The following is a 12,412-nucleotide window of genomic DNA, read 5'->3' on the forward strand; positions in this document are numbered from 1 at the left end:
GAACTGGCCCTGCCCCCGGGCACCTACGCCTTCACCGCCACCCAGACCGCCAACGGCAAGACCACCCAGGACACCGTGACCTTCACGCGCCGCTAGCGCCCAACCGCACACACCACCCGGGGCCCCGAAGACACCACACGTCTCCGGGGCCCCAACCAAACCCACACAGCCCACCAACAACCTGGCAGCTGTGCTGGAGCCGCCCCCCTTCACTGTCCGCGTCGAGGACCAGGATCATGGACAGGTCCTGGCTCGCAGGCATACAAACATGACGAGAAACAGGTTCAGCGAACATGCCGATGCAGAGATCGTCCCGGACGGCCTGGGCCACGCGGCGGGAAGCACGGCCACGTGTGCTCGGCCCGGACGGACGGCTGCGTCCGTGGCGGAAGAGGGGGCACGCTGACTGGCCTGCTTGTTCGGCCTGGTGCGCGTGGAGTGCATGGCCTTCCTGGGGCTGCACCGGCTCAAGGTCACGGGGCTGCCGCACGATCGGGTGTCCGCGTACGACCTCAGATGGCCCTGGCAAGATTTTCGTGAAGCGGGGGTGTGCCTCCGTGCGCTGGTGACGCTCCGTCATTCGAGGCGTCGTCTGAGGTGGGCCATGAGCACGACGCGGTGGGTGGAGAAGGGGGACGCCGGCGCGGTCTGTGATCCGGCCTTCGTTGACGCCGGAGTTGAACGGGGTGGTGATGCCCTGGTCGACCGCTGGCTGGTCCTCGCGGATGGCCTTGGCCAGGCTGGTCAAGGGAGCAAGCCGCGAGGTGGCGAGCCTCTCCAGCCAGTCCGGCAGTGGTGCGGCGTCTTGGGTCTCGAGTATGGCGGCGAAGTCCTGGACCAGGTCGTGTGCCTGGTTCAACTCCGGGCAGTGCGCGAGCAGTCGGTCCAGCCGCTCGCTGGTGTGCAGTCCGCACCTCGGCGGCGCGGTGATGATCCAGCGGGCGACGTGCTGGGGCGAGGGCGGCCGCTCACGCGGCATGTCGATCGGCAGGCCGCGCTACAGGGGCACTAGGGCCATCTTGACCTGCTGGTAGTGGCCGTGCTGGCCCTTGGCGAGCAGTTTTTGGTGTAGCAACTTCGCGGTGTGCTCGCCCTCGTCCCAGCGTTGCCGCAGGTGGTCCAGGTAGGGATCCAGGGCAGTGGGCTGACGCGGTCGCGACCGACGTACGTGGTCTTGCCAGGCGGCGGCACGGGCGTACCTGTTCACCGTGCGCCACTCCAGGCCCAGTTCATGGGCTGCCGAATTGATCGTGCGTCCGGTGTCGGTCACCGCGTGCACTGTCGCGAACAGTCGCTTCGCGTGGCGGCGGGCTGGCGTGTCGATCGGGTCGGACGGGGATGCCGACATGACGGTTTTGGGTTCAGGCACTGCGGCCGACAGGCAGCCGCGATGCGCGGCAACAATGTCCGCGACCCGCTTGGAGAGTCCTTGCCACAAGTGACAGCGGTCGCTGACCTTGGGGCCCGGTGCGCCGTCGCTGATGCCCTGCCGGAATCGAAGCGAGCCGTCGCGGCAGACGACCTCGACGCCGGAATGTTCTCGAAGCCAGGCAGCCAGCTGCTAGGCGTCCCGTCCCGTCCCGCCCAGAGTGTGAGGAGGAGCCAGGTGTCGGCATCGACAGGAGTGTGCCGCAAATATCTGCGTACAGCGCGAAGTCGTCCACGCCCAGCACACGCGGCATGGCGGCTGGCGGCATACGCCTCAGATGGAACAGCACACTGGTGCGGGACAGCGGCACGTTCAAGATCTGCAGCAGTCGGGCGCCGCCGCGGCCGGCGAGCAACACCGCCGCCATCACCGCCAGATGCTGCAGTTGCGGACTGCGACGCTGATAGCGCACCGTCAGCCCCTCGACCTGCTCGGCGAACGTCCGACGGCCGCAGTCGAGGCTGTCACAGAACAGCCGCCGCACCGACAGCCCGACCGATACCGTACGGCCGCCGACGGCGAGGTCGGCCAGCGTGCGGACATAGCGGCTGGGCACCCGCACAGCAACTGCTGCACAATCCGGGCAGCCCACCGGCAACTCGCGGGTACGGGCGGAGATACAGACCGCACCGTTCTCCACCCACACCCGCTCCACCCGCACCACATCCAGATGCGGAGACACGATCCGTACGAGGTCATCACACTCGCCGACGGTGCCGCCACGAGTGACGGAGCGTCACCAGCGCACGGAGGCACACCCCCGCTTCACGAAAATCTTGCCAGGGCCGCATGAGCTTGTACGCCGACAGCAGGCGAAGCCCTCATCTTTGCCCCGTGCGGCGAGCTCGGCGGAGATCTGCGGCTTGGTGCGAAGGTCCAGATCGTTCCGGCCGCGGCGGAAGTGGTGAGCGGGGGTGTAGGGCTGGGCGTGCAGCGGGCAATACACCCGTCCGTCGGTCCACGTGGTGGTGACCGTGACGATGCCGTTGTCGGTCCTGCCCAGCCGGCCCAGCCACTGCCGGCCCACGTGCGCGGTGGCCGTGCCGTCCTTACGGTCCCCGGAGTCGTCGATGACCAGCACACCCCGATCGTGCGGGGCGGTGGCCGGATCAGCGCGGATCAGCTCAAGGCGCCGGTCGTTGATCTTTGCCGCGTCCCAGGTGGACTCCGACAAGAAGAACTGCAGCCGCTGCACGGCTGCGTCCTTCGATCCGGTCACCGGTTCAACGCCGGCCAAGCAGGTCAGCGTCTTGTTCCGGTCCTGCGGCGCGCGTAGCCCGGTCAAGTACTCGCGAAATCCCCGGCGTTGGGCCAGCCAGACGAACAGGTCGTCAAAACGCTCCGCGTACTCCTCCAGCGGACCCGGTGCAGGTGGGCAGACACGTCGCTCAGTCATCGCTCTCTCCTCGAGCGAAACGGTCCTCCCTCCCGCTCTATGAGGGCCCCGAACAGGCGTCAAGCCCAACTACCGCCGGGTTTAGCGGACTACCGGCAAAGCAACGGAATTGTCATGCCTTCGACAGGGGGACACAGCCATGTCGGGCCCGGAGGCCAGCGGCCCTCTTGTAGGACCGCGGAAAACATAACGGGGGACCGTAACCACAGAGGACAGAGGAGGATGTCAACAATTCCTTGAGTGGATTCAGCCTTCCCGCCGGAACTCATAAATTGAACGGCGCTAATCGGGATGCAGCAGAAGTTCTTGGTATCCTTGCTTGCAGAGATCAAGAAGCAGGACCTCTTGGGAAATCTCGCCAAAACATACAAGATCACCGATTCGCTTACGAAGGCCCTAACCACAGATTCTGAATTGGCATCTCTTCCCGGGCTGACGCGCTACGCACAGAGCGTGCAGGGTGGTATTGACCCGGAGTCGATAGAGGCGATCACGCTCCCAGTGTTCCCCGACGATAGGCTAGCCGGCAGTATCTGAAAAGGAATCACCGCTACAGGCTCGTTGAGGTCTCCGCCAGCCGCCGGCGCAGGCGCCCATGCCGGATGTTGCTGCATGCAGCAGTGGCGATCCTAGCTGTGCGGAATCGCCAAAAGGATCTTCTACCGCCGTTGGCTAACACTCTCAAAAATCTCGTAGTGTCGTGCTGCCGACTCCTCCCAGGTGAAGCGGCTGGCTCGCTCAATGCCACGTTCAGCAATTTCGGCTGCGTAATCTTCATCCGCCAGCACGGAATGAAGGGCCTTGGCGATACCACACCCGGTGAGTTCACTAACCACCCTGCCCGCGTCGCCAGCAACCTCAGGCAGTGCGGCGCGATCCGACACGATGGCAGGCGTTCCGCACGCCATCGCCTCCAGCACTGGCATGCCGAATCCCTCGTGCGCCGAGGGGAGCACATAAGCGTCGGCGGCTCGCATTAGCGGGGCGACCCACTCGTCTGGCACCTGCCCCAAATGCTTGACCCGCGGATCGGCGTGAAGGGATCTTTCCAAAGCTTCGGAGCCCAAGAACGAGCCCCCCGCGACAACGAGCTGTACATCAAAAGAAGCCAGTAGGGGGTCGTTGATGGCCTGTGCTAGAAGGTGAGCGTTCTTTCGAGGGTCGAGATTGCCCAGATAGAAGACGAAGCGCTCGGGCAGGCCGAGGTGACCGATCACCGAAGCATCACGCGAACTGTCTGGGTGGAACCTGTCGTGGGCAACACCATGAGGAATGACATGGATTCGAGACGAGGGATAGCCGAAGGCCGCTTCGATCTCCATGGCGGAGTGCCTAGAGACTGTGATCACCGTGTCGGCAACCTTCAGGAGGCGCCGCACCCTCGCCAGCCAAAACTTCTTCCACAGTGATCGCTTGAGACCAGGCACGGGCGCGTCCTCCACTCCATGCACAGTGGCGACTATCGGTGCCACCGAGGGCACCAAAGCACCGGTGTCGGTCGGGTAGTGCAGCACGTCCATGTCGTGGCAGGAGGAGCGCCGAGGCCACATGAAACTCTCCGCGGCCGTGTATAGGACCTTCCGCCTAATGCCCGTCCATTGAGGCTGAGGAGGCGTAAGTAGGTGAGGCTTTACCCCGAGGTGCTCCAGCTGCCCATAGATGCTCCGTGCATATGACGTGTTACCGCCCAGGTTCGACGTGAAGGCTTTGGCGCTCACCGCGACGTTGAGGGAGGGAGTCGGCATCGATATTCGGGTCATGTGGAGTGCTCCAGGTTCGCACGCATGGGGCGGACTGATAGGGGTATCATGCTATATTTGCGCAAGTACAGCAAATCATCTTTTGATGGTTTGTAGCCCGAAAGTTGACAGTATTAGGTGAACATGTTCAAGATCGGCAGCTCAAGACCGAAGGTCTCGACAGCCCTGCCTGCAAGCGGCGACCCTGTTGCTGGCAGGCGTCGACCGCAGGTGCTCCATGTGTCTGAATCGTGGGGGGGTGGTGTGATCTCCGCAGTGGCTGACTATCTTGAGGTAACACCCGAGTATGATCATTGGTTGCTTGTCGCCGCGCCCGCCAATGTAGACACGCAGCAGCCTCTCCCCTCGAACCTCGTGGGAACGCTCCGGATGCCGGCAGGGCATCTGCAGAGGATCCGAGCAATTTCTTCCGCGTATTCACTGATTCAGCCCGACATCGTGCATGCTCACTCTTCGTATGCTGGCTTCTACGTTCGCTCTTGCCTCACGGTTCCCAGTGTCAAGATTGCATACACACCGCACTGTTACGCTTTCGAGCGACGCGATTTGTCGCGGGCTGCGCGTACGGCCGCAGAATGGGCTGAGAAGGTGCTGGCTCACAGAACTGGAATCGTTGCTGCGGTCAGCCCAAGAGAATCCATTTTGGCGCGGTCACTCAGAAGCGATCAGCAAGTCTGGTATGTCCCCAACCGAGCTCCAGTCAATTCGGTATGTGCCTCAAACTCAACGGCTGGAGTACCCCGAATAGTCACCGTTGGGCGGATCTCGCCGCAAAAGGACCCCGCCTTCTTCGCTGACGCGGCACGTGCCGCGTCAGCTATGGGTGGAAAGTCAAAGTGGATTTGGGTGGGAGGTGGGGACGAGCACGCTCAGGAATTGCTTCGAACGGCCGGGGTGGAGGTCACGGGATGGCTGCCACGGTCGGAGGCGCTAGCTCTTCTCGGCTCCGCGACAACGTATGTACACACGGCGGCATGGGAGGGAGCGCCGCTGAGTGTAATCGAAGCTGCGCAAGCCGGCCTTGTAGTCGTGGCACGGTCCATTCCAGCTTTGGAGAGCCTCAGCTTGCCGAATCTCGCCCGCTCCCCGGTCGAGCTAGCCAAAACGGCGCTGCGTCTGACGGAGGTTTCCAGTGAAGAGGCATCAGAAGAACGGCGAGTGCATCTCCGTGCAGTGCGCACAGCTCTACGTGATTGCAGCGCTGAAAATCAAGGTAGGCGCCTTCGGGAAATTTACGAACTCATGGCAGGACTGAAGAACGATGGATCACAGATCCACGCTGTTGATGCGACCTGACCTGCCGTCAAGACTTGGGCCAACAACTCTGATGGACATGAACCGTCGCGTTCTCGCAGTCGCCAGCGCGGCGACTCTCGTGGTGTTCGGATCGCGGATGTCTATCCCAGCGCTCTTGAGTCTATGGTCCCTCCTCTTGCTCGTTCAACTGATCAATAAGCGGACCGCACTGGCTGCCGTGCCCTTCGTAGGGCTGACGCTTTACAGTTCGTCGGCCTGGTTTGTGGGCGTGTATGGAGACGTTTGGTATCCGCCGTTCCCCACGCCCGAATTGGTTGCCAGCGTATCTAACCATGATATTCGAGCAACCATCGTGGCCTACGGAATGATGGAAATCTGCTTCGGTGCGGCACGAGTTCATCAACGTTTGGCAGTTGCGTTTGCGCGAACCAGGGATGCGCTTGCCGATTGCATGAAATTCCCCCCGGTACGGATCGTCGTGTTTGCGACGCTTGCCGTACTGGGGGCGATGAGCTGGATGTCTCTGCTCCAGGTGGGTGTCGCGGAAGTGCTGGCTAGCGAGCGACGGACCTATGCATCCGCGCTGGCCGTTGGCACGGACCAGAATCTGCAGCTCCCGATGATCGCCGCGTCAATAATCGCCATGGTTGGAGTAGTCAACCGGCAGCATCGCTGGATCAGTTTGACGTTCTTGGCCTTCTGCTGGACACCCTTTATCCTCGTCGGAAGTCGCAAGGAGCTGATCCTGGCAGGCGGGGCGGTCGCTTTTCTGGTTCTACGCAATGTCACCTGGCGAAAAGTGCTCCTCCCACTTCTTGCGGCTGTAGGATTCATTATCGCGCCCGTGCTGTACACGGGGGACATTTTTGATGCGTTCCACGAGTTCGTGCTGCCGCAGCACCTGCATTTCTCAATCGCAATGAGGGAGATTCCAGCCGATTTCGCCGGAAGTTTCTGGGATCGCAGTCAGTTCCTGATACCCGGACCAGTGCGCCCCGGAGAGCCGATTGTTTTCGGTGAGGCCTTCTATCGATTCGGAATTTCAAACGTGGCGTATGGTGGAAGTATCTACGCGGAAGCGGAGTCTCTCGTCGGGTTCATTCCGCATGAAATCGTTTTTGCAATTCTAGTGAACGCTTTGATTTTCCTTGCGTTGACTTGTCGAAGCTTTGCTCCTGCTCTCTCGGTGACAGTGTGGGCATCGCTACTCACTCTGGGGCGGAGCGATTTCTGGATTGCTCTGTTCTTCATTACCTACCTGGCGATTCTCCTACAGCTTGCCGCTTGGGTGGCCAATGATTCGTCGAATTCGTCTTGGCTTGAGGCGAACCTATCTAGATCGTGGGGCAAGAATGTGTGACTTTCGATTTCATCTCATCGTGAGCACCGTGGGGCGACCGTCCGAACTTCGCCGTTTCCTTGAAAGCGTGTCCAACCAAGGTGAAGAAGTATTCATCACGGTGGTTGAACAGGCGCCGGAAAAGATTTCACTTTCGGTCTTTCAGCCATGGATCGAATCCGGTAAGGGGGAGTATATTCATGAGCCCGTCATGCGCGGGCTAAGCCGGGGGAGGAACCGTGGCATGCGGCACCTTCGCGGCGAGATCGTCGCATTTCCGGATGACGATTGCTGGTATCCGGCAGGTGTCTTGAGTGTGGTGAGTGGAAAGTTTGAGGCGGGAACATGGGGAGGGGTTTCTGGGCAGCTGGTGTCTCCTGAGGGCGAGCCGTTCATGTTGCGGTGGCCGATTAATGCGTGCCGGATCAATTCTCGAAATATCGCCCGTACAACAACCAGTGCCACGCTATTCTTCGCTGAGCGCACCATCCGGCAGATTGGTGAATTCGACGAAGAGCTTGGCGCCGGCGCAGGCACACCTTTCGGTGCAGCAGAGGAGACAGACTACGTTTTGCGAGCCTTGAAGGAGAAGGTGGGGTTGGTTTACGAGCCGAGGATCGCGGTGAAGCATAGGAATAGTACGGAATCTGAAGATCCGGATCGAATTCAGAGCTACTCTCAAGGGTTGGGGCGGGTGCTGCGCAAGCATCGGCATCCATGCCGGTTGCTTTACTGGGTGACGCGTTCAATCGCAGGTTGCTTGCTCGCCCTTGTGAAACAAGATCGCGCAACCCTTCTCCGCTGCCGCAAGCAGATGGTGGGGAGATTGAAAGGATACGTGCATCGGTATCCGCGTGACCGACGCAGTGAGCCTTTTCCAACCTCACGCTGATGCGTGGTGAAGGACGAGGATGGCCTGGGTGCGGCGTGCTACGTAGGCGCGAGTGCGAGGGCAGTAGCGAATCCGCACCACCGCGATCATGTGGAGGGCGCGGTTGGCCTGGCGGTCCCCGCCGCGGCTGAGTCGATGTCGGTCGGTGCGTCCCGAGGAAGCCGGAACTGGCACGGCACCACACAGAGCAGCGAACGCAGCCTATGTGCGCAGGCGTTCAGGGTTGTCGCCAGCCGTGACGAACAGCTGCCCGGCGGTCTCGGTGCCCACGCCAAAGGCCCGGCGGACATGGTGAGCACTGCCAAGCGTTCGGTGACCTCGTTGGTCTCCTCGGTCAGCATGCGGATGCGACGCGCCAGTTGTCGCAGCGCACAACGGGCGGCGTCGACGGGACAGGCGAGATCCGCTCCCGGCCGCAGCCGAAGGCAGCAGTTGACCAGGGTGGTACGGGTAAGCCCTGTGAGCGATGCCCGCAGAGGTTCGGGAGCAGATACCCGCAGGCCGATGAGTTGGTTGATCGCCTGGGTTCTAGCCTTGATCGCGGACGCGCGGGCCACACGCAGCTGGCGCAGGGCTTCCACCGTTCCAGTATGGGACTTGGGGACGGCCGTAGCTCGCCCTGAGGCTGCTGCGCGAGCGGCGACATAGGCGTCGATCGGGTCGGATTTACCGCGGGCGTGGCGGGTACCTCGGTCGGGGACGTTGACCTCGACCACCACCAGGTCGGCCGCGCTGAGGACCGTAGTCAGTCCGGCGCCGTACGAGCCCGTGCATTCCACACCCACTGCTTGTACAGAGCCGAATAGTGTGATCCACAACAACAGGGCGCGGTACCCCTGGGTGGTCGTGGGAAATTCTCGGTCGGCGACAGGACGTCCCAGCGGGTCCACGACGGCGGCGTGGTGGGTGTCGGTGTGGGTGTCGACTCCGGCGACGACTTCGTTCTCGGGCTGCTGGTCGATCATATTGGAGCTGCTGCCTTCTCATCGTGCTGACCGGGCAACACGCGCCAGTCGAGGCAGGCGGACACGACAGTGACGGGACTTCCTCACAAGCCCCTATGAAGTCACGATGCCCCTGGCCGGCCACGCGCGATGGCGTCATCAACAGATCGACGGATCAAGGCAAGGACATGAGATTCCGGTCAGTCAGCCCGAGGGACGGGTCGGTTGGTGACGCCATCACCCATCATCACTGTCGGCCCAGCACTTGAGCCCGGCTGCTTCCAGAGCGTCGACGATCCGGTGCCGTGCGGGCGGCCGCGAGATCGTGCGTGGAGCCAGGCAGCGCGGGTGAGACCCACAGCAGCCTGCCGACCGGGTTGGTGAGAACCTGCACGTTCATGCCGTGGCGCTTGTGTTTCCCGGAGTAGTACGGGGTGTCGGCGGCGACCCGATCGATCGGCAGCAAGGTGCCGTCCAGGATGACGAACGCCTTCGTCCGGGTCGTCTTCATTACCTCGGCGAGGCTCGGAGCGAGCGCGGCCAGAGCATCGACGGCCTCGCGTATGTAGCGGTAGACAGTCGCGACGCCAATGCCGAATCCTGCCGAGAGCTGGGCGTATGTGTCGCCGCACCGCAGGTGAGCCAGGGCGAGGAGCGCCTGTCGACCGACCGTCAGGCGCCGCCATCGGGTGCCGATCGCCCGTCTGCGAAGGCGGAGCTGGCCCGTCAGATACCGCAGAGTGCGGCTGGACAGGTCGATCGAGGACGGGTAGACAAGCACGCGAAGTTCCTGGCAGCACAGTGGATCTTGGTCGTGACACCGTCTACCAGGAGCTTCGTCACGCTGCAGAACCGACCAACTGCTGGACCACACCTTCAGGTTGAAAAAGGCTCCCTACGTTGTTCTGCGGGAGATGGTGAGCCCCTCGTATGGTTCACCCACCCAGGGGTGCCGGGTGTGGTTCAAAAGGCTCTGCCGCTAGTGGCTTCCACTGATTGGCCGCCCGGCACCCCACGACGACTCGGCTGCCAATTAGGAATTGCGAATGATCGCTGAGTAGGGAATCGACAGCAAGGTCGTCCGTCGGGAGGCACCAGCACCACACCGCACGGAGGCACCACATGGCCAGGATCTGGGCCGGTATCGAAGCAGGCAAGACTCACCACCACTGCGTCGTGATCGACGAGAGCGGCGAGAGGCTGCTGTCACGCCGCGTCGCCAACGATGAACCCGAACTCCTCGAACTCCTCACCGACGTCTGCACTTTGGGGGACGAAGTGACCTGGGGCGTCGACCTGGCCGACGGCGGCGCTGTCCTGGCCATCACCATCCTGTTCAATCACGACCAGGTGGTGCATTACATCTCGGGCCGGGCCATCCACCGCGCTTCCGAGAGCTACCGCGGCGAGGGCAAGACCGACGCCAAAGACGCCGCCGTCATCGCCGACCAGACCCGCGTCCGCCGGGACCTGCACCCCTTACGCATCAGCGACGAGACCGTCACCGACCTCAAGATCCTTACCGGTCGGCGCCAACCAATACGCCGGAGGCCAGCTGCCGGGTCACTCTCATGAAATCGGCATCCACCTGAGTTCCCAGCCGGTAGGGCCGCGACTGCACCACTTGCGGACCCAATAGCTTGCGCATTCTGGAGAGTTCAGCTCGAAGTGTGAGAGGACTGGCGGAATCGTCTTGGTACAGCTTGACAAGCAGTTCGTCGCCGCTCAGTCCCTCGGGATGTTGGGCCAGCAGAACTGCGATTTCGCTGTGGCGTCGGGTGAGACACCCTGAGCAGTCGTGACGTGAGCATGATGAAGTAGCCGGTCGACGGTCGCGGTAGCCGGGTATTGGGCATGATCACGTCGAATCCGGACGGATGGAGGTTGCTCGAAACCGCGATCGAGCGTCGCTCATATGCGGCATCGACCAGGGCGGTAGAAGCCCTCGGCGGCGTCCTCGGAGACGGGCAACAGACCGATGTCATCGACGATGATCAAATCCGAGCGGACGATCCTCGCGAGGGCTCGGGCGATGGAGTCGTCCGCGCGGTGCCGGCGGACCAACATCCCCAGGTCCTCGATGGTGAACCAGGCAACGGTCAGGCCGGCCTCGACCGCGGTCTGCTCGAGCGCCTCGGTGAAGTGCGACTTTCCCGTCCCCGACGGTCCACAAATATGAAAATTCTCCCGTCGGCCGACCCATTCCAGACTCGCTATTTTGCTGCCCCTCGCGTGGTGGCTTGTCCGCGATGTGCCGCCCCGTCGGCTCGGTGCCCTCCTCGGTGTGGCTTGACAGGAGTGTGCCGCCTTGCCCGATTGAGGCGTGCTCCCTGCGGAGGGTCTGTCCCCATTACGCCGACGGCGCACGCACAGGTGCTCCGCATGCAGTCCACTTGGCCGTTGCGTGGCATGTCTGGCACAACCTGGCTGAGGCCGTGAACCGCCTGGTCAGCCAGCACAGCGCATGCTTGCGGGATTTCGACCCTGCCCCCGGAGGTGGCACCCGAAGTCGTACGTCCGCCCACCTCGCGGGCGGGACGGCCGGCCGCCCGGGCCGAGCGTCAACATGCCGCCGTCCACGACCTCCTGGCACAAGGAATGGGTCTGCGGGCCGTCGCCCGCCGGCTCGAGCTCTCCCGGAACACCGTCCGTCGATATGCCCGGGCCGGCACCTGGGAGGAACTGGCCACCGGCCGCTGGAAGAACCTCCCCAGCATCCTGGACCCCTACAAGCCTTACCTCCACCAACGATGGCGCGAAGGCCACACCGTCGCGGTCAGACTCCACGCCGAGCTTCGCGAACGTGGCTTCACCGGTTCGTACCCCGTCGTGCGCAACTACCTGCAGCGTTTTCGCCGGTCACCGGACGACCCTGCACCGCCAAGGCCGCCGGGCATACGCAAGGTGACCGGCTGGATCACCCGCAATCCCCAGAACCTCCGTGAGGAAGATCAGCGGAAGCTGAAGGAAATCCTCGCCCGCTGGCCCGAGCTGAACGCGGCCACCGGACTCCTTCGGTCCTTCGCCGACGGCCTCATGAAGGATTTCGACGCAATCGCACTCGGGCTGAGTACCGAGTGGAACTCGGGCTGTGTTGAGGGCCGTGTCACGGACATCAAGCTCCTGAAGCGGCAAATGGCGGGGCGTGCCAGGCATCCCTTGCTCCGCAGGCGAGTTCTGCTCGTCGCAGCCGACCGTCGACAACACAGAGTCACGGAGATGATGAGACCATGATCGACTTCACGGAAACCTTGGCAGAGCCATTCTTAGACGTTGTCCTATGTGGTGAGGCGGAGTAGTCGCTTGTAGCAGCACAGTGCGGCTGCCAGGCCGAGGATGGCCAGGTAGTTGGCGGGGTGGCGTTCGTAGCGGGGGCTGAGCCGGCGGTAGCCAGT

Annotated in this window: 9 protein-coding genes and 7 pseudogenes; 6 read left to right on the forward strand and 10 right to left on the reverse strand. The window is 62.7% G+C overall.

Translation table 11 applies throughout. The features are described from left to right. Positions 1–82: 82 nt before the first annotated feature. The 4 genes and pseudogenes from H9Y04_RS46355 to H9Y04_RS44785 form a co-directional block, all read right to left on the reverse strand. Positions 83–979 (reverse strand): transposase, encoded by an 897-nt coding sequence (locus H9Y04_RS46355; RefSeq protein WP_214662276.1) that lies wholly within the window; start codon positions 977–979, stop codon positions 83–85. Between the two features lie 18 nt (positions 980–997). Further along, positions 998–1,270 carry a hypothetical protein gene (locus H9Y04_RS46360; RefSeq protein WP_214662277.1) on the reverse strand — a complete coding sequence of 91 codons (273 nt, stop codon included), beginning with the start codon at positions 1,268–1,270 and terminating at the stop codon, positions 998–1,000. Positions 1,271–1,361: 91 nt separating this feature from the next. After that, positions 1,362–2,111 carry a transposase family protein gene (locus tag H9Y04_RS46365; protein WP_214662278.1) on the reverse strand — a complete coding sequence of 250 codons (750 nt, stop codon included), beginning with the start codon at positions 2,109–2,111 and terminating at the stop codon, positions 1,362–1,364. Between the two features lie 105 nt (positions 2,112–2,216). Further along, positions 2,217–2,825: pseudogene (locus H9Y04_RS44785) on the reverse strand (IS701 family transposase); the annotation flags it as partial. A gap of 291 nt (positions 2,826–3,116) precedes the next feature. Between H9Y04_RS44785 and H9Y04_RS44790 the strand changes: the two are divergent. Continuing rightward, positions 3,117–3,362 (forward strand): LCP family glycopolymer transferase, encoded by a 246-nt coding sequence (locus tag H9Y04_RS44790; RefSeq protein ID WP_187820017.1) that lies wholly within the window; start codon positions 3,117–3,119, stop codon positions 3,360–3,362. Between the two features lie 122 nt (positions 3,363–3,484). Here H9Y04_RS44790 and H9Y04_RS44795 read toward each other — a convergent pair whose 3' ends face one another. Then, a complete protein-coding gene (locus H9Y04_RS44795) occupies positions 3,485–4,585 on the reverse strand; it encodes a glycosyltransferase family 4 protein (RefSeq protein WP_187820018.1) in 1,101 nt (366 codons plus the stop codon). Positions 4,586–4,708: 123 nt separating this feature from the next. Between H9Y04_RS44795 and H9Y04_RS48540 the strand changes: the two genes are divergently transcribed. The 3 genes from H9Y04_RS48540 (at position 4,709) to H9Y04_RS44810 (ending at position 8,073) form a co-directional block, all read left to right on the forward strand. Further along, the gene (locus tag H9Y04_RS48540; protein WP_187820019.1) at positions 4,709–5,881 is read left to right on the forward strand and encodes a glycosyltransferase family 4 protein; all 1,173 of its coding nucleotides are present in this window, start codon (positions 4,709–4,711) and stop codon (positions 5,879–5,881) included. A gap of 136 nt (positions 5,882–6,017) precedes the next feature. Next, a complete protein-coding gene (locus H9Y04_RS44805) occupies positions 6,018–7,202 on the forward strand; it encodes a hypothetical protein (RefSeq protein ID WP_187820020.1) in 1,185 nt (394 codons plus the stop codon). Positions 7,203–7,221: 19 nt separating this feature from the next. Next, positions 7,222–8,073: a glycosyltransferase family 2 protein gene (locus H9Y04_RS44810; protein ID WP_187820021.1), complete on the forward strand. Its 852-nt coding sequence runs from the start codon at positions 7,222–7,224 to the stop codon at positions 8,071–8,073. Positions 8,074–8,103: 30 nt separating this feature from the next. Here the strand turns inward: H9Y04_RS44810 and H9Y04_RS44815 are convergent. Further along, positions 8,104–9,038: pseudogene (locus tag H9Y04_RS44815) on the reverse strand (IS110 family RNA-guided transposase); the annotation flags it as partial. A 231-nt stretch (positions 9,039–9,269) separates the two neighbouring features. After that, positions 9,270–9,798 (reverse strand): annotated as a pseudogene (locus tag H9Y04_RS44820) (transposase family protein); the annotation flags it as partial. 341 nt (positions 9,799–10,139) lie between these two features. On the opposite strand from H9Y04_RS44820, the pseudogene H9Y04_RS44825 reads away from it, so the two are divergent. Then, a pseudogene (locus H9Y04_RS44825) lies at positions 10,140–10,550 on the forward strand (IS110 family transposase); the annotation flags it as partial. On the opposite strand, the pseudogene H9Y04_RS47390 reads toward H9Y04_RS44825, so the two are convergent. Both H9Y04_RS47390 and H9Y04_RS44830 read right to left on the reverse strand, forming a co-directional pair. After that, positions 10,546–10,800, reverse strand: a pseudogene (locus H9Y04_RS47390) (helix-turn-helix domain-containing protein); the annotation flags it as partial. The pseudogenes H9Y04_RS44825 and H9Y04_RS47390 sit on opposite strands and share 5 nt — an antisense overlap. Then, positions 10,743–11,228 (reverse strand): annotated as a pseudogene (locus H9Y04_RS44830) (ATP-binding protein); the annotation flags it as partial. The pseudogenes H9Y04_RS47390 and H9Y04_RS44830, both read right to left, overlap by 58 nt. A 285-nt stretch (positions 11,229–11,513) precedes the next feature. Between H9Y04_RS44830 and H9Y04_RS44835 the strand changes: the two are divergent. Then, complete coding sequence (locus tag H9Y04_RS44835; protein ID WP_368858455.1) at positions 11,514–12,251, forward strand: helix-turn-helix domain-containing protein; 738 nt, start codon at positions 11,514–11,516, stop codon at positions 12,249–12,251. Positions 12,252–12,295: 44 nt separating this feature from the next. On the opposite strand, the pseudogene H9Y04_RS44840 reads toward H9Y04_RS44835, so the two are convergent. Beyond that, positions 12,296–12,412: pseudogene (locus tag H9Y04_RS44840) on the reverse strand (IS5/IS1182 family transposase); the annotation flags it as partial.

Origin of the sequence: Streptomyces polyasparticus, from assembly GCF_014493765.1 — a bacterium.
Taxonomy (GTDB): domain Bacteria; phylum Actinomycetota; class Actinomycetes; order Streptomycetales; family Streptomycetaceae; genus Streptomyces; species Streptomyces polyasparticus.